Genomic DNA, 19,432 nt, shown 5'->3' on the forward strand with positions numbered 1-19,432 from the left:
CGGCAAATGGCCGACCGCGCATCCGGCCGGGGCCGCGCGACCAAGGCGGGCGTCGACCGCCTGCTGCGCGGCGTGGGCGTCTCCTCCGGCATCGCCATCGGGCCGGCGCACGTCGTCGACGCCGGCGCCCTGCTGGCGCCCGAATACGCCATCCCCGAGGATGGGCTGGAGGCGGAGGTTCAGCGTTTCGCCGCCGCCGCCGACAAGGCGCGGCGCCAGGTGCGCAAGCTGAAGACCAAGTCGTCCGCTCTGCCGGACAGCGCCGCGGAGGAAATCGGCATCCTGCTGGACGCCCATTTCGCCATGTTGTCGGGGTCCCGCCTCATGCGCGGGGTGGAAAAGCGCATCCGCCAGGACAAGCTGAACGCCGAGGCGGCGGTGCAGGCGGAGATCACCAGCATCGCGCAGAGCTTCGCCGACATGGAGGACGCCTACCTGGCGGCCCGCGTCGCCGACGTGCGCGAGGTGGGGCAGCGCCTGCTGCGCAACCTGATGCAGCACAAGTATCAGGCTTTTTCCTTCCTGCCCGAGGGCTGCATCGTCCTGGCGGAGGATTTGAGCCCCGCCGACACGGCCCTGATGGACCCGCGCCGCATCGGCGGCTTCGCCACCATGCTGGGCGGGCCGGAAGGGCACACCGCCATCATGGCGCGGTCCTTGGGCCTGCCGGCGGTGCTGGGCACGCTGGGCCTGCTGCAGGGGGTGCAGAACGGCGACACGGTGGTGGTGGACGGCATCGCCGGCCAGGTCTGCGTCAACCCCAGCCCGGACGTGCTGGACGGTTATCGCCGCCGCCGGGCGGAGTTGCTGGCGGAACGGGCGCAGCTGAAAACCCTGCGCAAGTTGCCGGCCATCACCCGCGACGGCACCGCCGTCACCCTGAACGCCAACCTGGAACTGCCACGGGAACTGGACGGCGCGCTTGATGTCGGCGCCTCGGGCGTGGGCCTGCTGCGCACCGAATTCCTGTTCATGAACCGCGAGGATCTGCCGGATGAGGATGAACAGACGGAGATCCTGACCCGCATCGTCGCCAGCATGGACGGCAAGCCGGTGACGGCCCGCACCCTGGACATCGGCGGGGAGAAGATCGCCACGGCGCTGCGCGGGTATTTCAGCGAGCCCACCAACCCCGCCCTGGGCCTGCGCGCCATCCGCCTGTCCTTGAAGGAGCCCAAGCTGCTGGAAACCCAGCTGGCCGCCATGCTGCGCGCCGGGGCCCACGGCAATTTGCGCATCCTGCTGCCCATGATCAGCTCGGTGGCCGAGGTGCGGCGCGTGCGCGAGATCATGGCCACGGTGGTGCGCCGCCTGCGCCGCCGGGGGGTGAAGATCGCCCACCCCCTGCCCAAGCTGGGCATCATGATCGAAATCCCGGGCGCTGCCCTGTCGGCTGACGGCCTGGCGCCGTTCTGCGACTTCTTCGCCATCGGCACCAACGACCTGATCCAATACACGCTGGCCATCGACCGGGGCGACGAACAGGTGGCTGACCTTTACGATCCGCTGCACCCCGCCGTGCTGCGCCTGGTGCAGTTCACCACCGAGGCGGCGCTGCGCGCCCGCATCCCCGTGTCCATCTGCGGCGAGATGGCGGGCGATCCGCGCTACACCGCCCTGCTGCTGGGCCTGGGCATCCGGGAGCTATCGATGGCACCCAACAACCTGCCCGTGGTGAAGCGCCGCCTGCGCGGCCTGGACCTGGTCGAGGCCACGCGCCGCGCCCGCACCATCATGGACCAGACCGACCAGGGCCGCATCGCGGCGCTGCTGGACGATTTCAACGACGCGGCTGTTTAAAGGTCCCTTCAGTCGCCGGGCGGCGGCATCCGCCGCCTTGGCTTCTTCGCTTTTCAGCCCGTTGACGCTCCCCGAAAAGTTCCGGCGGACCCGGTCGGGTCCTATAGCCGCATGTGCAACCGCTCAATTCCTTGGGATAGGCGGAAACCAGCCGCTTGACGGGATTCCGGTGTTTCAGCACCCTCAGGCGCGCCAGCACTGCTGGCATTGACTGGGAGGACCCCGATGCCCACCGCCCTGACCGTCCGTGGCCTGGATGAAGATTTGGTGCGCCGCCTGAAGCTGCGCGCCGCCCGCCATGGCCGCTCCATGGAGGCCGAGTGCCGCGACATCCTGCGCCAGGCCCTGGCCAATGAGCCGCAGGACTTCCGCGCCCTGGCGTCCTCGCTGCGTCAGTCCGTGGCCGACCGTGCCCACCGCCCCGCCGGCGAGGTCATGGCCGGCGTTCGGGCGGAAACCTGGGCAGCCCTGCCTGGAACCGCGCCCGAGGGTGAGGGCGCATGAGCCTGCAATTCGTCATTGATGCCTCCGTCGCCCTGCAATGGGTCGTGCCGGAGGCGACCAGCCCGGTGGCTGACCGCTTGCTGGGCCATCGCCTGCTGGCGCCCGACGTGCTGATGGGCGACCTGGCCCAGGTGCTGGGCGCCAAGGTGGCCCTGGGCGACCTGACGGCGGTGGAGGCCGCGACCGCCGCCATGGCGCTGCAGGGTGCGGAGGTGGAGCTGATGCCCTCCCGCCCTTTGCTGGCCGACGCCGTGCGCTTGGCGGCGCAGCTGTCCTACCCGGCGCAGGATTGCCTGTACCTGGCGCTGGCCCAGGGGATGCAGCTGGTCTACGTCACCGCCAACCCGGCCCTGGTGCGCGCGGTGCGCGGCCCCCATGGCGGGCGCCTGGCGGGACGCGTCGTGCTGGTGCACGAGGTGGAGCGATTTTTGAGGTAGTTCCCTCAGGCGGCGGGCGCGGGCATCCGCCCGCTTGCCTTCCTCGTTTTCCAGTCCGCTACGCTCCCCGGGAAACTCCGGCGGCCGCGGTCGCGGCCTACCGCCTCACCAACAAATGCACACATAAAGATGTCTTTATGCTTGCTGGCCGGCGACCTCGCTGGTACACCCAGGCCATCATCCAGCCTGGGAAGGCTGGGGCGCCGGCGCGTCTTGCCGCCCCCGTTGCCCCCTAGGCGCCAAAGGAGCATCGCCCCATGACCGCCTTCACCGACTACAAAGTCCAGGACATCGGCCTCGCCGGCTGGGGTCGCAAGGAAATCACCATCGCCGAGACCGAGATGCCGGGCCTGATGGCTCTGCGCACGGAATATGCCGGCAAGAAGCCGCTGGACGGCGCCCGCATCGTCGGCTGCCTGCACATGACCATCCAGACCGCTGTTCTGATCGAGACGCTGGTGGATCTGGGCGCCACGGTGCGTTGGTCCTCGTGCAACATCTTCTCCACCCAGGATCACGCCGCCGCCGCCATCGCCGCCGCCAACATCCCGGTCTTCGCCTGGAAGGGCGAGACGGAGGAGGAGTTCTGGTGGTGCATCGAGCAGACGCTGCGCGGGCCCGATGGCTGGACCCCGAACATGATCCTGGACGATGGCGGCGACGTCACCCAGATCCTGCACGACAAGTATCCTGAGATGCTGGCCGACATCCGTGGCCTGTCGGAAGAGACCACCACGGGCGTGCATCGCCTGTATGAGATGATGAAGAAGGGTACGCTGAAGGTTCCGGCCATCAACGTGAACGACAGCGTCACCAAGTCCAAGTTCGACAACCTGTACGGCTGCCGCGAGAGCCTGGTGGACGGCATCAAGCGCGCCACCGACGTCATGGTGGCGGGCAAGGTCGCCGTGGTGTGCGGCTATGGCGACGTGGGCAAGGGCTCCGCCGCCTCGCTGCGCAGCCAGGGCGCCCGCGTCATGGTGACGGAGATCGACCCCATCAACGCCCTGCAGGCCGCGATGGAAGGCTATCAGGTCGTGACGATGGAACAGGCCGCCCCCCAGGGCGACATCTTCGTCACCGCCACCGGCAACGTCGACGTCATCACGCTGGACCACATGCGTGAGATGAAGGACCGCGCCATCGTCTGCAACATCGGCCACTTCGACAGCGAAATCCAGATCGACAGCCTGCGCAACTACGTGTGGGAAGAGGTGAAGCCGCAGGTGGACGAGGTGGTGTTCCCCGACGGCAAGCGCCTGATCGTCCTGGCCAAGGGTCGCCTGGTGAATCTGGGCTGCGCCACCGGCCACCCCAGCTTCGTCATGTCCGCCAGCTTCACCAACCAGGTGCTGGCCCAGATTGAGCTGTGGAACAACGCCGACAAGTACGAGAACAAGGTCTACGTTCTGCCCAAGCACCTGGATGAGAAGGTGGCCCGCCTGCACCTGGCCAAGATCGGCGCCAACCTCACCACCCTGACCGACAAGCAGGCGGAATACATCGCCGTCAGCCCGCAGGGCCCGTTCAAGCCCGACCACTACCGTTACTGATCGACCGCTCGCCCCCCTGGCGGCTCAGGCCGCCGGGGACCGGAGGCGGCATCGCGAAGGCCGGGCCCTGTGCCCGGCCTTTCCTTTGCCGGACACCCGAACCGGGGCCAAGCTTAAAGTAGCCTTCCGTTCGCTTGGCACCCACACCGTCATTAACTAAGATCCGGGCGTCATGCCGAGAAACGCCACCGCCCTGCCTCTAGCGCTGACCGCCGCCGCCTTGGCCGCGCCCGGTTTTCCCTGCCTGCGCCTGGTGTTTCCCGACGCACCCCTGCCCCTGGTGGTGGCGGGATCGGTGGCCAGCCTGGTGGCGGCGGGGGCCTGCCTGGCACGGCTGATCGGCCAGCGCCGGGCCGCCGCCGCGCAGGCGGCGCAGGCGGAGGCGTTGCTGTCCGCTTGCCCCGATGAATGGGTGGCCTGGCGGCACGGCCGGATCATTGGCGCCAGTGCCAGCGCCGGCGCTTGGCTGGGCATTCCCGACCCCCGGCCCGGTGGCCGCGTGGATGAGATCGCCCAGGCCTTCGACGCGCCCGAGGACGCGGCCCTGCGCCGGGCTCTGCGCGACCTGGATGACGAGGGCGTGCCGTTTTCCCGGCAGATGTCCTGTCATCAGGGGCGGCGTACCCTGGTGCTGACCGGCCGCCCGGGGACTTCCTCGGTGCCGCTGGGGGACGATGGCGACCCATCCGGCCGAATCAGCGTGCTGTGGCTGCGCGACGTGACGGCCACCGTCGCCGACGCCGCGCAGGCGGATCGGCGCCGCCAGGTGGCGGAGGATGCGGTGGCGCGCCTGCACGCCGCGCTGGACCTGATGCCCTTTCCCCTGTGGATGCGCCGGGCCGACGGGGCCCTGTGCTGGTGCAACCAGGCCTATGGCACGGCGGTCGGCCTCTCCCCCGCCGCGGTGGTGGAGCAGGGGATCGAGCTGGTTACCGACCCCGGCGCCGGCCGGGCGCTTGCCGCCCGCGCGCTGGCGAGGGGGGAGGGGGCGAAGGGCGAGAGGGCGGAGGGCCAGGGCGCGTCCGAAACCCGTCATGTCGTCGTCGCCGGCCAGCGCCAACTGCTGCGCCTGGTGGAGACGCCTTTGGCCACCCCACTGGCCACCCCACTGGCCACCCCACTGGAGGACGGCGCCGCCCTCATGGGCCACGCCCTGGACATCACCCGCGAGCAGGAGCTGTCGTCGGAGCTGGAACGCCACATCGCCGCCCATGGCGATGTGCTGGAACATCTGGGCTCCGCCATCGCCATCTATGGCGCCGACACCAAGCTGAAGTTCCACAACCGCTCCTACGCGCGGTTGTGGGGCCTGGACGAGACCTGGCTGGCCACCGAACCCACCTACGGCGAGGTGCTGGAGGATCTGCGCAGCCGGCGGCGCCTGCAGGAAGAGGTGGACTTCCCCCGGTGGAAGCGGGCCCAGGTGGCCCTGTTCACCAACCTGACGGAACCGCGCGAGGATCTGACCCACCTTCCCGACGGCACCACCTTGCGCAACATCACCGTGCCCCATCCCTTTGGCGGCCTGATGTTCGTGCTTGAGGACGTGACCAACGCCTTGGCGCTGGAATCGTCCTACAACACGCTGATGGCGGTGCAGCAGGAAACGCTGGATAACCTGGCGGAAGGTGTCGCCGTGTTCGGCGGCGACGGCCGGCTGAAGCTGTGGAACCCATCCTTCGCCCGCATCTGGCGGCTGAAGGGGTCGGACCTGAACGGCGAGCCGCACATCACCCAGGTGATCGACAAGCTGCAGCCGCTGCTGGACCACGACGGCGACTGGCCGGCGCGCCGCCGCGCCATGATCGCGGACCTGTTGGAACGGTCCAGCTATGCCGGCCGGCTGGAGCGCACGGACCGGTCCATCGTCGACGTGTCCAACGTGCCGCTGCCTGACGGCGCCGTGCTGATCAGCGTGCTGGACATCACCGACAGCGTGCGGGTGGAAGAAGCCCTGCGCGCCAGCAACGAGGCGCTGGCGACTGCCGATCGGCTGAAGTCGGAATTCATCGCCAACGTCTCTTACCAGCTGCGCACGCCCCTGAACGCCATCATGGGCTTCGCCGAGATCCTGAATAACCAGTATTTCGGCGCGCTCAATGAACGCCAGGCGGACTACACCAAGGGCGTGCTGGAAGCCAGCCGCCGCCTGCTGGCGCTGATCAACGACATCCTGGATCTCGCCACCATCGAGGCCGGCTTCATGACCCTGGACCGCTCGCCGGTCGATGTCGGGCAGTTGCTGGAGGCGGTGTCGGGCCTGACGCTGGACTGGGCGCGCAAGCAGGACGTGACCCTGCTGGTGCAGGTGCCGTACGACATCGGCACCCTCGACGCTGACGAGCGCCGCCTGAAGCAGGCCCTGTACAACCTGGTCAGCAACGCTGTGAAGTTCACGCCGCCGGGCGGCCAGGTCACCCTGTCCGCCAAGCGCCAGATGGGGGAAGCGGGGCCGGAGATGGTGCTGTCGGTCAGCGACACCGGCATCGGCATTCCCGCCGCCGACCGCCAGCGCGTGTTCAACAAGTTCGAGCGCGGCGACGTGCAGAACCATCCCGCCGGCGCGGGCCTGGGCCTGTCATTGGTGAAAAGCTTCGTCGAGCTGCACGGTGGCCATGTGGAGATCAGCGACAGCGACCAGGGCACGCTGATCCAGTGCCACCTGCCATTACGGCAGCCTGTACTGGTTTAGTGTTCCTCAGGCGCCGGCAGGCCCGTCCGGGCCTTTGGCTATCCTCGGTTTTCAGTCCGCTGCCGCTCCCCGAAAACCTGCGGCGGACGCGGTCGCGTCCTAAAGCCTGGCCCAGAAGGGCCAGGCTTGTGGTGCTTCAAGACGTGATTTCCGGAATTACGCGCTGGTGTCCACCTTGCCGGGGTTGGCGCCGGCCTTGGCGACGCAGACCATGGCTTCGCGCAGCAGGCGGCCGTGGATGGTGTAGCCGGGCTGCAGGATGGTGACCACGGTGCCGGCGGGCTTGTCCGTGCCGTCGACCTCGGCCACCACCTGGTGGAAATTGGGGTCGAAGGGCTGGCCCATGGGCTCCAGCTTCACGATGCCGGCGCGGTCGAAGGCGGTGATCAACTGGCGCTCGGTCGCCTCCACGCCGGTCAGCAGGGTGTTGACCTGCTCGTTGCCGGCGCGGGTTTCCGCCGGGACGGCGTCGATGGCGCGGCGCAGGTTGTCGGCCACGGCCAGCAGTTCCTTGGCGAAGCCGGACACGGCGTACTTGGCGGTGTCTTCACGCTCCTTCTGGGCGCGGCGGCGGGTGTTCTCCGCCTCGGCCATGCTGCGCAGCAGCTGGTCCTTCAGGGACGCGACTTCGGCTTCCAGCGCGGCGACGGCGTCCGAGGAGGCCGGCGCTTGCTGCTTCGGGGCGGCGTCGGTTTCGGGGGCGGTGGTCGTCTCGTTGCTATCGGTCATCTTCGCGGGCTGTCTCTACAAGGGTGCGGAACAATGGCGGCTCACCACCGCCAGGACGGGCAGAAGATAGGCATCCCGCGCGCGTCGCGCCAGAGGCGATGCGCGGGCGGAGGCAGGAATAAAGCGGGGGTGGGCGGAATTGTTCGGCCGGTGGCCGGACCCTTCACCCGATCATCCGGTCACCCGATCATGCGGCTGATGACCTTGGCGGTGTAGTCCACCATGGGGATGATGCGGGCGTAGTTGATGCGGGTGGGCCCGATGACGCCGATGGCGCCCACGATCTGGTCCTTGCCGTTGGTGTAGGGCGAGACGATCAGGGAACAGCCGGCATGGCTGAACAGGTTGTTCTCCGCCCCGATGAAGATCTGCACCCCTTCCGCCTGGCCGGTCGCTTCCAGCAGCCGCATCATGGCGTCGCGGGTTTCCAGCGCCTCGAACAGGCTGCGGATGCGTTCCAGGTCCGACAGGGCGCTGACATCGTCCAGCAGCTTGGCCTGGCCGCGCACGATCAGCACGCCGCTGCTGCGGCTGCCGGCCCAGGTGGCCATGCCCGTGTCCACCACGCGGCGGGTCAGCTCGTCCAACTGGGTGCGCTGCTCCTCCGCCTCGGCCTGCAACCGGGTGCGCGCCTCCGCCAGGGTGCGGCCCACCACCCGGGCGTTCAGATAGTTGCTGGCCATCTGCAGGACGGAGGAGGGGATGCCCATGGGCACCTCCACCACCCGGTTCTCCACCAGGCCGTCCTCCGTCACCAGCACCACTAGGGCGCGGCCGGGCTGCAGGTTCACGAACTCGATATGTTTCAGCGGCCGGTCGGTCTTGGGCGCCATGACCAGCCCGGCGCAGGACGACAGCCCCGACAGCATGGTCGTCGCCTCCTCCAGCGCTTCGGGCAGGGACCGGCCGGAGGCGGCGCACTGGGCGTCGATGCTCTCCCGCTCGTCATCCGACAGGTCGCCCACCTCCAGCAGGCCGTTGACGAACAGGCGCAGGCCCACGTCGGTCGGCACGCGCCCGGCGGAGGTGTGCGGCGCCTTCAGCAGGCCCAGTTCCTCCAGGTCCGCCATGACGTTGCGGATGGTGGCCGGCGACAGCGCGATGCCCAGGCGGCGCGACAGCGTGCGGCTGCCCACGGGTTCCCCGGTTTCGACATAGGCTTCCACGATCTGGCGGAAGATGTCGCGGGAACGCTGGTTCAGCTCGGTGATCATGCCTGGGGGCGGGGCCGGATGAAGGGGGAGGATGCCCTTAAATCTAATGAGGGACGGCGGTGTTATCAATCGTCGCCGGGCCACCGCCAGGGGAATCGCCGGGCCGCCCCGCCACATCCGGGGTGGACAGGGCGATGGTTCCGTCGCTAGGTAGGGCCTCGCAAACACCCCATGACAGCTACGGGACCGCCCCGCCATGACCCGCCCCTCCGGCCGCGCCGCCGACCAGCTCCGCGCCGTCTCGCTTGAGACCGGCTTCGCCAAGTACGCCGAAGGCTCCTGCCTGGTGCGCTTCGGCGACACCCACGTGCTGTGCACGGCCAGTGTCGAGGAAAAGGTGCCGCCCTTCCTGCGCGGCCAGGGCCTGGGCTGGGTGACGGCGGAATACGGCATGCTGCCCCGCGCCACCCACAGCCGCACCGACCGTGAGGCCGCCAAGGGCAAGCAGTCCGGCCGCACCCAGGAAATCCAGCGCCTGATCGGCCGCGCGCTGCGCGCCATCACCGACCGCAAGGCCATGGGCGAAATCCAGGTGAAGATCGACTGCGACGTGCTGCAGGCCGATGGCGGCACCCGCACCGCCGCCATCACCGGCAGCTACGTCGCCCTGCACCAGGCCTTCACCCACCTGATGCGCATCGGTGTGCTGAAGCAGATCCCGCTGATCGACAGCGTGGCCGCCATCTCCTGCGGCATCTACAACGGCCAGCCCGTGCTGGACCTGGATTATGCCGAGGACAGCAACGCCCAGGCTGACGCCAACTTCGTCCTGACGGGCGCCGGCGGCATCGTGGAAATCCAGGGCACGGCCGAGGAACGCCCCTTCGACGAGGCGCAGTTCAACGAGCTGCTGCGCCTGGCCCGCCACGGCATCGGCCAACTGACCGCCCTGCAGAAAACGGCCCTGGGCCTCTGACCGCAGCAAACCCACATGAGTTCCCTAGGGGCTTGACGTCACAGCCGAGCCCCTAGGCCCCGACCGGGGCCGCCGGAGTTTTCCGGGGAGCGCAGCGGACTGGAAAACGAGGATAAGCCAAGGGGCGAATGCCCCGCCGGCGCCTGAGGGGCCTAACCATAGGGGCTTGGCTTCATAGCCGAGCCCTAGGCCCCGACCGGGGCCGCCGGAAGTTTCCGGGGAACGCAGTGGACTGGAAACTGAGGATAAGCCAAGCGGCCGGATGGCCGCGCCCGGCGCCTGAGGGAACAACAATGACAAGACAATTCACTGGCGACACCCTGATCATCGCCACCCACAACAAGGGCAAGGTGAAGGAAATCGCGGCCCTGCTGGGCGACCATGTCGCCCACTTCCCCACGGCGGGGGAGCTGGGATTGCCGGAGCCGGAGGAGACCGGCCTGACCTTCCGCGAGAACGCGGAGCTGAAGGCCCTGGCGGCGGCCAAGGCGGCGGGCAGGCCGGCGCTGGCGGACGACAGCGGCATGGCGGTGGCGGCCCTGGACGGCGCTCCCGGCATCTACTCCGCCCGCTGGGCCGGGCCGGAGAAGGATTTCGCCGCCGCCATGGCCCGGGTGGAGCGGGAGCTGCCGCCTGGCGCCCCGCGCGACGCCAGCTTCATCTGCGCCCTCACCATCGCCTGGCCGGACGGCCATGTGGAGACGGTGCAGGGCGAGGTGCACGGCCAGCTGGTCAACCCGCCGCGCGGCGACCGGGGCTTCGGCTATGACCCCATCTTCGTCCAGGACGGCTACACCGTGACCTATGGCGAGATGGAACCGCACGAGAAACACGCCATCAGCCACCGGGCCCAGGCCTTCCGCCAGTTGGTGGAGCGATGCTTCCGCTGACGCCCCCTGACGCCGACGCCACACCGGGTGGCTTCGGCCTCTACGTGCACTGGCCGTTCTGCGCCAGTAAATGCCCCTATTGCGACTTCAACAGCCATGTCCGCGAGGGCGTGGACCAGGCCCGCTGGCGCGCCGCGCTGGTGCGGGAGATGGACCACGCCGCCGACCGCATCGCGCGGACGCATCCGGGCCGGCGGCTGACCAGCGTGTTCTTCGGCGGCGGCACTCCCTCGCTCATGCCGCCGGAAACGGTGGCCGTCCTCCTGGAACGGGCCGACCACCATTGGGGCATCGTTCCGGATGTGGAAGTAACGCTGGAGGCCAACCCGACCTCGTCGGAGGCGGCGCGCTTCGCCGGCTTCCGCGCCGCTGGTGTCAACCGCCTGTCCATGGGCATCCAGGCCCTGAACGACGCGGATCTCAAGGCGCTGGGCCGCAAGCACTCAGCGGCGGAGGCGCAAGAGGCCATCGCCATGGCCAAGGGCATCTTCGATCGTTTCAGTTTCGATCTGATCTACGCCCGCCCCGGCCAGACGGTGGCGGCCTGGCAGGATGAGCTGTCGCGGGCGCTGGACATGGCGGTGGGCCACCTGTCGCTCTATCAACTGACCATCGAGGAAGGCACCCAGTTCCACACCCTGCACCAGCGCGGCGACCTGGTGGTGCCGGATGAGGATCTGGCGGGGGATCTCTATGAGGCGACGCAAGTCCTGCTGAACCAGGCCGGCATGCCGGCCTATGAGGTGTCCAACCACGCCCGTCCCGGCCAGGAAAGCCGGCACAACCTGGTCTACTGGCGCTATGGCGACTATGTCGGCATCGGCCCCGGCGCCCACGGCCGCCTGACGCTGAAGGGTGAGAAGATCGCCACCCGCACCCATCGCGCCCCGGAAATCTGGCTGCAGCGGGTGGAGCAGGGCGGCACCGGCGCTCACGCGGACGAGGTTGTGACACCCGACCAGCGCGGCCGCGAGGCCCTGATGATGGGCCTGCGCCTGGCCGAGGGCGTCAGCCTGGCCCGCCTCACGGCCGAGGCGGGCGGTGTGAACCCCGTGGACATGGACGCGGTGGACCGCCTGTCCCGCCACGGCCTGCTGACCCTGGACGGCGACCGCCTGACCGCCACGGCGGACGGTCGCCAGCGGCTGAACGGCGTGCTGGCGGCGCTGCTGGGGTAGGGGTGCGGCCGCCCCGATTTTACCGTTTTCCTAGGCCACGCTCCTCCGAGCACGAGCGGGGAGAATGGAAATTACGAAGCGGGTCGCATTCGCCCTTCTGGTAGGTGTACTTTTTGCCGGCGGCTGTGCTCACCGGGACGAATTCCCCCTCCGCAACCCGCAGACAGGCCAGGCTGTCACATGCCGCAGCGGTCCCTATTGGTTTGAGGAGGGAGCGCCCCAGCTACGCATCGCCGACCAATGCCTGCGGGCGTGCGCTCGCTACGGTTACCGGCAGCACACGGGTAATCCCTATGCTGCCGCCATCGCGCCCGCGACACCGGACGACGATGTCCGGCCTTTTATTCCGAAGGAATGTCTGCCTTAAGTCCCGCCCGCACCGCCCCCGTTGTCACCACGGTGGCGTACTCACCTCCATGCTGGCCGACGACAGGGCATGCACCTCTTCCGCACGTCCCTGCGTCATTCCGCGCAATCCGCCGCGCTTGAGGGAGTGGTTGGCTGGTGCCATGTTTGGCTGTGCCGGACCCTTTGAAATCAGGCCATCCCCCCAATGCCCGCGCCGTTCCGCCTGCCTGCCGTCCCCCTGCGTCGGATCCTTTGCTGCGCCCTGGTCATAGGGGCGGCATTCACCCTGAAACCCGCCGCGGCCGCCGGTATCCCCTTTGTCGGTTGCCCCGCCGATGGCCAGATGGGGCCGCAGGCCGCGCCACGGAAAGGGACTGTTCCGTCCTTGCCCCCCGCGCTGGCCGCCAAGGCGGCGGGGCGTTTGGCCTATTATGCGGGACCGGATGACGCCGGTGGCATTGGCAGCTTCGCCCCCAAGGGTTGGCACTGCTTGGCCCTCTACGGCTCCAACGGCTCCCAACTGCTGGTGACGGCCAACCCCTTCACCAGCCGCGACCTGATCAAGGCGGCTGAGCATATCCAGGGCCCGGCCCTGCAACTGGTCTGGCTGGACGGTGACACGTCCGGCCGGTTCGAGGTGGCGCAGGTCGCCGCCCGCGTGTTCCCCGTCGCCAAGGATTACGTCCAGGGCGTGATCGACGAAGGGTTGGCGGACAAGTCGGAATACACCTGGGGGCCCTATCCGACGGACACCGTTGTGCGCCACAGCCCCACCTCGGTGGATTTCGTGACGCCGGCCGGACAAAAGGGCATGGGCACGGACAGCCATCTTATCCCAGGGCCCCTGCCCATCATTGGCAGCGCCTTGCTGTTTCCGGACCAAGACATGGCCTTGCGCGAGCTGGTCGTGCGTCTGCCGCCGGAGATGGCGGACCTGGGGCCTGTCATCCAGGCGGCGTTCCGGCCGGAGTAGCGAAGCGCCTTCTGGAATTATGACCATCATGGTCATTGTCCTTAAGGCGTCCTGCCCTCGGCGTCATTGCTGACGATCCTCAGCGATGGCCTGGCTTGGCCAGGAAGGAGAGCAGCCAGCACCGCCTCCGTCGTCGCCACGGTGGCGTACTCGCCCGCCATGTTGGCCAGCGACAGGGCGTGCACGTCTTCGGCGCTCCACACCCGGCCCCGGCCGTCGCGCTTGGCAAAGGTAAAGGTCGCGTCGCTGACGACCGTGGTGGCGTAACCCAGGTTGCCCGCCATGCGCACCGTGGCCTCCACCGAATTGTTAGTGATGACGCCGACCACCACCAGGGCGGTGATGCCCCGGCCGCGCAGCAGATCGTCCAATCCGGTGCCGATGAAGGCGCTGTTGGTGCGCTTGGCCACCACGATCTCGCCCGCCGCTGGCATCGCCTCTTCCTTGAAGGCGTGGCCCGGCGTGCCGGGACGGTAGGTGGAATGGGGCTCCACCGAATCATGACGCACATGGATGAGGGGAAGGCCGGCCGCGCGCCAGGCCGCCAGCAGCCGGGCCACGTTGGCCTCGGCCTCCGGGTTGTTGCGCGGCCCCTCCACCGCCCAGCGCGGATCGTCGATGGCGCGCTGCAGGTCGATGAGGAGCAGGGCGGGCCGGCTCACCGCACCACCACCCGGCGGTAGCTCAGCGCCTCGGCGATGTGGACGCGGCGCACGGTGTCGCTGCCCTCCATGTCGGCCAGGGTGCGGGCGACGCGCAGGACGCGGTGATAGCCGCGGGCGGACAGGCGCAGGCGGTCGGCGGCCTCGGTCAGCAGGGCGCGGCCGGGGGCCTCGGGGGCGGCCACCTTTTCCAGCAGCTCGCCATCCGCCTCGGCGTTGGTGCGGATGGTGGGGTGGCCGGGCTTCACCAGGGCGGCGTAGCGCGCCGCCTGGATGCCGCGGGCGCGGGCCACGCGGGCGGCGACGATGGCGCTGGTCTCGCGCGGCGGGGGCAGCGACAGGTCCGACGCCTTCACCGCCGGCACGTCGACATGCAGGTCGATGCGGTCGAACAGCGGGCCGGAAATCTTGGACTGGTAATCGGCGGCGCATTTGGGCGCGCGGCCGCAGGCCTGGGCGGGGTCGTCCAAATGGCCGCAGCGGCAGGGGTTCATGGCGGCCACCAACTGCACCCGCGCCGGGTAGGTGACATGGCCATTGGCCCGCGCCACCGTGGCCCGGCCCGTCTCCAGCGGCTGGCGCAGGGCCTCCAGCGTCGGCCGGGCGAACTCCGGCAACTCATCCAGGAACAAGACACCCTGGTGCGCCAGGCTGATCTCCCCCGGCTTGGCCCGGACACCACCCCCGACCAGGGCCGGCAGGCTGGCGCTGTGGTGCGGGTCGCGGAAGGGACGGCGCCGCATCAGCCGCCCGCCCTCCAGCTTGCCGGCCACGGAATGGATCATGGACAGGTCCAGCGCCTCCGCCGGTTCCAGGGGCGGCAGCAATCCTGGCAGGCGGGCGGCCAGCATGGACTTGCCCGACCCCGGCGGCCCCACCATCAGCAGGTTGTGCGCGCCGCTGGCCGCGACCTCCAGCGCGCGCTTCGCCGTCTCCTGCCCCTTGATGTCGGCCAGGTCCGGCAGGGCGCCGGGCTCATCCTCCTCCATCTTGGGCTGGGGTCGCGACAGCACTTGGGTGCCCTTGAAGTGGTTGATCAGCTCCAGCAGGGTGCGGGGGGCCAGCACCTCCAGCTCCCCGGCCCAGGCCGCCTCACCCCCGCAGGCCGCCGGGCAGATCAGGCCCCGGTCGGTGGCGACCGCGTGGATGGCGGCGGGCAGGGTGCCGGCCACGGCGGTCAGCGCGCCGTCCAGCGCCAGTTCGCCCAGGGCGCAGAAACCCTTGATGTCCTCATCCGGCAGGATGCCCATGACGGTCAGCAGGGCGATGGCGATGGGCAGGTCATAATGGCTGCCCTCCTTCTGCACGTCGGCCGGCGCCAGGTTCACGGTGATGCGCTTGGGCGGCAGCGCCAGGCCCAGGGCGTGCAGGGCGGCCCGCACCCGCTCCCGGCTTTCGGCCACCGCCTTGTCCGGCAGGCCCACCACGGTGAAGGCCACCTGCCCGCCCGACATCTGCACCTGGACGTCGATATCCAGGACATCCACCCCCTGGAAGGCCACCGTCGAAACCCGCGCTACCACCGGCCCTACCCCATCCCGCTTCTGCACGCCCGGGTAGTGTAGGCGGACGCGGGCCCCGGCGCCAGCGATGGCGGGAAGGGGGGTGCGACATTCGGGCGCCTGGGGTGCGACAACGGGATATCTGCAACCTTGCGACGGAAAACCATAACGCTTGGCGTCTCTGCTGGTTAAGCAGGGCCGGCTTATGTTCAGCCAAGACGTGGCGGGCCTGTAGGGGCGATCACAGGTGTTGGCCGGCTGTCGCCGCTATTCTAGGAGGCCTCACAGGTGATGAGCACAATTCCTGACGAATACCGATGAGGAGAGGGGACGGGATGGGAAAGAGGGGGACGCCACGAAAGGGGCGCATCGCCGGCGGCGCCGCCGCCGTTTGGGCCATACTGGCGTGTGCCGCCGCGCAGGCGCAGGATTTCATGCCGCCCCAGTTCGCGCCGCGGTCCACGGGGGATGTTTATCTCCAGGGCTTCATCGGCGGCGCGTTGGTCCAGCAGCGCCAGGGGTATTATCGGCGTTCGGACGGGAACGACGACGTGGGCCGCTCGGTCTATGGCGGCGGCGGGCTGGGATACGCCCAGCGCTTTGACAATTGGCTGGTGGGGGGCGAGGCCGAAATCGGCAACGGCACCGGCGATGTCACCACCCATGGCGGCGCGTTCGACTATGTGACCCATATGGATTGGCTGGCCACGGCCACCGGGCGCCTGGGCTATGACTTGGGCGCCAACGTGGTGCCCTACATCACCGCCGGCCTGGCGGTGGGCGATGTCGGTGCCAGCACGCGCGGCGGTGCCAGCGCCCAGAATACCAGCGATACCAAGGCCGGCTGGACGGCCGGCGCCGGGATGGAGGCGCCGCTTCCCCTCTCCCTGTTGAAAATGCGGTTGGAGTACCGCTACGTGGACTTTGGCCAGGTCAATGGGCCCGATGGCCAGGGCGGCACTATCCCCCTGTCCATCCACCAACACCTGCTGCGCCTGGGCCTGTCGCTGCGGCTCTGATCCCAGGGGGGGCGGGCGGGCGCTGCGTCACGCGATCAGCGCCGCTTCCCTCCGCGCGATGGGCGGCCGCGACGGATGCAGCACGATGCCGTCGTCGGCGATCTCGACCTTGGCCTCGGGATAGACGGCGGTGGCCAGGGCCAGGGCGTCCAGGAATACCGGCTTGAAGTGGCTGAGCTTGGCGTAGTGCTCGCCGAACTGGCGGCGCAGGGCGGCCCAGCGCACCGGCGTCGCCTGGTTCAGCACATGCAGGCGATAGGCCAGCCAGATGTAGACGTCGATGGCGGTGCTGCTGGCGCTGATGTGGCGCAATGCCGCCTCGGAAACCGGCACGGCGTGCTGCTTCAGGCTGTCGTAGAAGCTTTCGTTCAGCTCGATCACGTCCTGGAACAGGGCCACCTGGCGTTGGTCGGGGCTGGCCTTGAACAGGATGGAATTGTTGACGAAGCCGGCGTTCTGCCGCGTCACCGCCGCGTCCGTCTCCCACAGGAATTGCAGGCTGCAGGCGGTGATGCGCTGCGCCTGCTCCATGACCAGGCGATAGGTCTTGCCGCCGGGGCTCTCGCCCATGGCTTTCAGCCAGGAATGCCAGCTCTTGCCCAGTTCCACCTGGCGGGAATTGGTCTTCAGCGCCTCCGTCTGCAGGTACAGCAGGATCATGCGGGCCTTGGCGCCATAGGGCACGCCCACCAGGCTGCCGTCGGCATGCCGGCCGCTCTGCACGATCAGGGTGCAGCGGCCCGTTTCCTTGCGGTGGTATTCCGGCTCCGCCGCCTTGTCGATGGACCGGTGGGGCAGGCTGGTCAGGGCGAAGCCGGCATGGGTGATGCCCATGCTGTCCTCTTCCTGGGCCAGCATGGCGGCGGCCACGTCCACCAGGTTGCGCCCGCTCTTGCTGGTCGCCATCTCGCGGGCCCGGTCGATGCCATGTTCCAGGATGAGACGGTGAATGTCGGCCATGGCGCCCTTCGCTCCCTGCCAGTCGGTTCGGTCGATGTGAGGTGATGGGCTGAAGTGTTCCAAAGCCAAATCACTAAATCTAGGTCGGACTTTACCGGCCCCCGCTATTTGTGGGGTATTTGGAGTCTGTTATTTGAGGTGCCGGTTAAGTCCGGGAAATAATCCCGAGTCGGGCCGGTAGAGTCCGGCACTGGGCCGGCAAGGTCCTGTGGAAAACTCTTCTTCGCATGTGGCTGGTGTGGGCCAGCGCATCTTATGGCCGGTAGAGTCCGGGGGATCGGCCGCCGAGTCTGTGGATAACTCCCGCCGGGCCGGTAAAGTCCGAGCCGAATCGTGACGAATCAGCGTGCGCGGGATCCTTGAATCGACTCCGGCGGACTCGAACGGGCGGCCGACTCGCCCCCGGACACGGACTTTACCGGCCTTGCCGATGGAAGTCCGGGCCTTTCCGGCGGCGGTGGCCGTGGCGCCAGACCGCGATGCCGCCCGCGCAGGACGCTCAAATCCGGGGGCGCCGGATCCACTCGGACTTTACCGGCCCCGCTGCCCGCGAAGGGCTGCCCCGCCCCACCCTTTTCCTTGGACTCGGACTTTACCGGCCTCTGCCGGTGCGTCCCTTCTGCTCGGTGCGTCCCTGTCGATGCCCTCCCGGGGGACTCGGACTTTACCGGCCGTCGCGCCGTAGGCGGGGCGGGCACCAATACTGTCCCGTTTGCCGGATGAGGGCAGGCCCCTCCCCAATTGGAAGGCCCTACCGGTGTCAGACCCCTCAGTCCGGTTGAAGGACCAGGCGTCGGCGCCGCTGACGCCCGCCCCTGTCGCGGCTCCGTGAGAGCCGTTGATAACCATGGAAAACGGGAGAAAACGACATGAGCACCTCAGGCAGCCTTGTCATCCAGTCCGGCATGTTGGCCGATTTGGTCGTCTCCAATGATCCCAATCAGCCGGGCCAGGTGATCTTGCGATGGCTCGACGGCACCGACACCAACCAGCAATGGCTGGAGGAGCCGGCGACGAACGGCTTTTATTTGAGGAACGTCGCAACCGGCACGTACCTGGCCTATAGCGGCGACAATGCCCGCGTAACCCTGGACAGCCATGGGTCCATTTGGCAGAAGACCGGCGCCGACGACCGGTTGAGCGCCATTCGGCTGACCCTTCGGCCGGACCAGAATCTGAATGCTTTGGGCGCCCACGCTCGCGTGGGGACGGCCGTCGGCACCTGGGGTTGGAGTGGCGGTGATGGCAATGAAACATGGCTTGTCAGCCCGGTAAGCAGCGTTTGGCCGCGCCCCACCAAGCTGGTTTCCTTCGTTTCCGGCATGGCCGCCTATCTGCAACTGGCCGTCGACCCATCAAATCCCGCGGGCGCCTTGGTGGTGAACGACAATTTCGCGTCCCAGGCGGCCAGCAGCTTCGCCTTCATCGCCACGCAGTGGTTCGGCGGCTTCAGTATCGTGAACAAAGCCAGCAACCTACTGGCCTATGTCAGTGGCAACGGCAACGGCTCCAAGTTGTTGCAACGCCAGCCCAGCCAGCTGGATTCAGACGCGATCTGGACCTATGGCCGCAGCAGCACCTTCCAGGCCATTCGCCCCTGGATCAACTCGGACCAGAACTGGAATGTCTTCGGCAACCCGCATCCCATTCCGAAGGGGGCGTTGCCCATGGGCACCTGGAACTGGGGCGGTGGTCAGGAAAACGAACTGTGGCAGACAACCGCGGCTGTGCTCCAGCCCGCGGCGACAGGGGATCTCCGGGCCGAGACGGCTGCGGCGCTGGTGACCCCCCAGCCAGCCCCCGTGGCCGAGGTCTGGGCCCGGATCGTCGATGCGTCGCCCAACGCGAACGGGGCGTTGGCGCACGGTCCGCATTAAGCTCGGCCATCCCACTTCTGAAAGGCTGGCGGCGGGGTGGTCGGAAACGGCCGCCCCGCTTATTTCGCGCCACGTGCGCGTGGGTCGGATCGCCAAAAGAAACGGGCGCCCTCACGCTCCAGAAAGGGCGCCCGTCTGTGGGCGGTACGACGGTGGATGATGGGAAACCGGCATCCCG

Annotated in this window: 16 protein-coding genes; 11 read left to right on the forward strand and 5 right to left on the reverse strand. The window is 68.5% G+C overall.

Translation table 11 applies throughout. The features are described from left to right. Positions 1-6 precede the first annotated feature (6 nt). From ptsP to UCD39_RS20460, 5 genes are all read left to right on the forward strand, one after another. On the forward strand, positions 7-1,800 hold the full coding sequence (gene ptsP / locus UCD39_RS20440) for a phosphoenolpyruvate--protein phosphotransferase (protein ID WP_330497635.1): 1,794 nt from the start codon (positions 7-9) through the stop codon (positions 1,798-1,800). 225 nt (positions 1,801-2,025) lie between these two features. Continuing rightward, positions 2,026-2,304, forward strand: a complete 279-nt coding sequence (locus UCD39_RS20445) for a FitA-like ribbon-helix-helix domain-containing protein (RefSeq protein WP_330497636.1) — start codon at positions 2,026-2,028, stop codon at positions 2,302-2,304. Continuing rightward, positions 2,301-2,741, forward strand: a complete 441-nt coding sequence (locus UCD39_RS20450) for a type II toxin-antitoxin system VapC family toxin (RefSeq protein WP_330497637.1) — start codon at positions 2,301-2,303, stop codon at positions 2,739-2,741. The genes UCD39_RS20445 and UCD39_RS20450 overlap by 4 nt, the downstream gene beginning before the upstream one ends. A 257-nt stretch (positions 2,742-2,998) precedes the next feature. Continuing rightward, complete coding sequence (gene ahcY / locus UCD39_RS20455) at positions 2,999-4,294, forward strand: adenosylhomocysteinase (protein ID WP_330497638.1); 1,296 nt, start codon at positions 2,999-3,001, stop codon at positions 4,292-4,294. Between the two features lie 172 nt (positions 4,295-4,466). Further along, positions 4,467-6,986 (forward strand): sensor histidine kinase, encoded by a 2,520-nt coding sequence (locus UCD39_RS20460; RefSeq protein WP_330497639.1) that lies wholly within the window; start codon positions 4,467-4,469, stop codon positions 6,984-6,986. Positions 6,987-7,142: 156 nt separating this feature from the next. Here UCD39_RS20460 and grpE read toward each other — a convergent pair whose 3' ends face one another. Then, positions 7,143-7,715: a nucleotide exchange factor GrpE gene (grpE, locus tag UCD39_RS20465; RefSeq protein ID WP_330497640.1), complete on the reverse strand. Its 573-nt coding sequence runs from the start codon at positions 7,713-7,715 to the stop codon at positions 7,143-7,145. A 179-nt stretch (positions 7,716-7,894) separates the two neighbouring features. Further along, positions 7,895-8,929 (reverse strand): heat-inducible transcriptional repressor HrcA, encoded by a 1,035-nt coding sequence (gene hrcA, locus UCD39_RS20470; RefSeq protein WP_004272342.1) that lies wholly within the window; start codon positions 8,927-8,929, stop codon positions 7,895-7,897. 196 nt (positions 8,930-9,125) lie between these two features. On the opposite strand from hrcA, the gene rph reads away from it, so the two are divergent. The 4 genes from rph to UCD39_RS20490 all read left to right on the forward strand — a co-directional run bounded on the left by rph (position 9,126) and on the right by UCD39_RS20490 (position 13,234). Then, positions 9,126-9,845: a ribonuclease PH gene (rph, locus tag UCD39_RS20475; RefSeq protein ID WP_145735341.1), complete on the forward strand. Its 720-nt coding sequence runs from the start codon at positions 9,126-9,128 to the stop codon at positions 9,843-9,845. A 293-nt stretch (positions 9,846-10,138) separates the two neighbouring features. Continuing rightward, on the forward strand, positions 10,139-10,735 hold the full coding sequence (gene rdgB / locus UCD39_RS20480) for an RdgB/HAM1 family non-canonical purine NTP pyrophosphatase (RefSeq protein ID WP_330497641.1): 597 nt from the start codon (positions 10,139-10,141) through the stop codon (positions 10,733-10,735). Further along, entirely contained in the window at positions 10,723-11,913 is a 1,191-nt protein-coding gene (hemW, locus tag UCD39_RS20485) for a radical SAM family heme chaperone HemW (protein ID WP_330497642.1), read from the forward strand. Before rdgB ends, hemW begins: the two co-directional genes overlap by 13 nt. 733 nt (positions 11,914-12,646) lie before the next feature. Next, the gene (locus UCD39_RS20490) at positions 12,647-13,234 is read left to right on the forward strand and encodes a hypothetical protein (RefSeq protein ID WP_330497643.1); all 588 of its coding nucleotides are present in this window, start codon (positions 12,647-12,649) and stop codon (positions 13,232-13,234) included. A 41-nt stretch (positions 13,235-13,275) separates the two neighbouring features. Here the strand turns inward: UCD39_RS20490 and UCD39_RS20495 are convergent, their stop codons facing one another. Together UCD39_RS20495 and UCD39_RS20500 are read right to left on the reverse strand one after the other, a co-directional pair. Then, complete coding sequence (locus UCD39_RS20495; protein ID WP_330497644.1) at positions 13,276-13,896, reverse strand: cysteine hydrolase family protein; 621 nt, start codon at positions 13,894-13,896, stop codon at positions 13,276-13,278. Beyond that, on the reverse strand, positions 13,893-15,419 hold the full coding sequence (locus tag UCD39_RS20500) for a YifB family Mg chelatase-like AAA ATPase (RefSeq protein WP_330497645.1): 1,527 nt from the start codon (positions 15,417-15,419) through the stop codon (positions 13,893-13,895). The genes UCD39_RS20495 and UCD39_RS20500 overlap by 4 nt, the downstream gene beginning before the upstream one ends. A 314-nt stretch (positions 15,420-15,733) precedes the next feature. Between UCD39_RS20500 and UCD39_RS20505 the strand changes: the two genes are divergently transcribed. After that, positions 15,734-16,417, forward strand: a complete 684-nt coding sequence (locus UCD39_RS20505; RefSeq protein ID WP_330497646.1) for an outer membrane protein — start codon at positions 15,734-15,736, stop codon at positions 16,415-16,417. 27 nt (positions 16,418-16,444) lie between these two features. Here the strand turns inward: UCD39_RS20505 and UCD39_RS20510 are convergent, their stop codons facing one another. After that, on the reverse strand, positions 16,445-17,377 hold the full coding sequence (locus UCD39_RS20510; protein ID WP_145734791.1) for a replication protein RepA: 933 nt from the start codon (positions 17,375-17,377) through the stop codon (positions 16,445-16,447). Between the two features lie 869 nt (positions 17,378-18,246). Between UCD39_RS20510 and UCD39_RS20515 the strand changes: the two genes are divergently transcribed. Next, entirely contained in the window at positions 18,247-19,254 is a 1,008-nt protein-coding gene (locus UCD39_RS20515; RefSeq protein WP_330497647.1) for a ricin-type beta-trefoil lectin domain protein, read from the forward strand. Positions 19,255-19,432: the final 178 nt, after the last annotated feature.

Source organism: Nitrospirillum karajorum (assembly GCF_036348415.1).
GTDB lineage: Bacteria > Pseudomonadota > Alphaproteobacteria > Azospirillales > Azospirillaceae > Nitrospirillum > Nitrospirillum amazonense_B.

Coding starts and splice junctions, on each gene's coding strand:
- ptsP (WP_330497635.1), top strand. CDS start 7: ATGGCCGACCGCGCATCCGGCCGGGGCCGCGCGACCAAGGCGGGCGTC.
- UCD39_RS20445 (WP_330497636.1), top strand. CDS start 2,026: ATGCCCACCGCCCTGACCGTCCGTGGCCTGGATGAAGATTTGGTGCGC.
- UCD39_RS20450 (WP_330497637.1), top strand. CDS start 2,301: ATGAGCCTGCAATTCGTCATTGATGCCTCCGTCGCCCTGCAATGGGTC.
- ahcY (WP_330497638.1), top strand. CDS start 2,999: ATGACCGCCTTCACCGACTACAAAGTCCAGGACATCGGCCTCGCCGGC.
- UCD39_RS20460 (WP_330497639.1), top strand. CDS start 4,467: ATGCCGAGAAACGCCACCGCCCTGCCTCTAGCGCTGACCGCCGCCGCC.
- grpE (WP_330497640.1), bottom strand. CDS start 7,715: ATGACCGATAGCAACGAGACGACCACCGCCCCCGAAACCGACGCCGCC.
- hrcA (WP_004272342.1), bottom strand. CDS start 8,929: ATGATCACCGAGCTGAACCAGCGTTCCCGCGACATCTTCCGCCAGATC.
- rph (WP_145735341.1), top strand. CDS start 9,126: ATGACCCGCCCCTCCGGCCGCGCCGCCGACCAGCTCCGCGCCGTCTCG.
- rdgB (WP_330497641.1), top strand. CDS start 10,139: ATGACAAGACAATTCACTGGCGACACCCTGATCATCGCCACCCACAAC.
- hemW (WP_330497642.1), top strand. CDS start 10,723: ATGCTTCCGCTGACGCCCCCTGACGCCGACGCCACACCGGGTGGCTTC.
- UCD39_RS20505 (WP_330497646.1), top strand. CDS start 15,734: ATGGGAAAGAGGGGGACGCCACGAAAGGGGCGCATCGCCGGCGGCGCC.
- UCD39_RS20510 (WP_145734791.1), bottom strand. CDS start 17,377: ATGGCCGACATTCACCGTCTCATCCTGGAACATGGCATCGACCGGGCC.
- UCD39_RS20515 (WP_330497647.1), top strand. CDS start 18,247: ATGAGCACCTCAGGCAGCCTTGTCATCCAGTCCGGCATGTTGGCCGAT.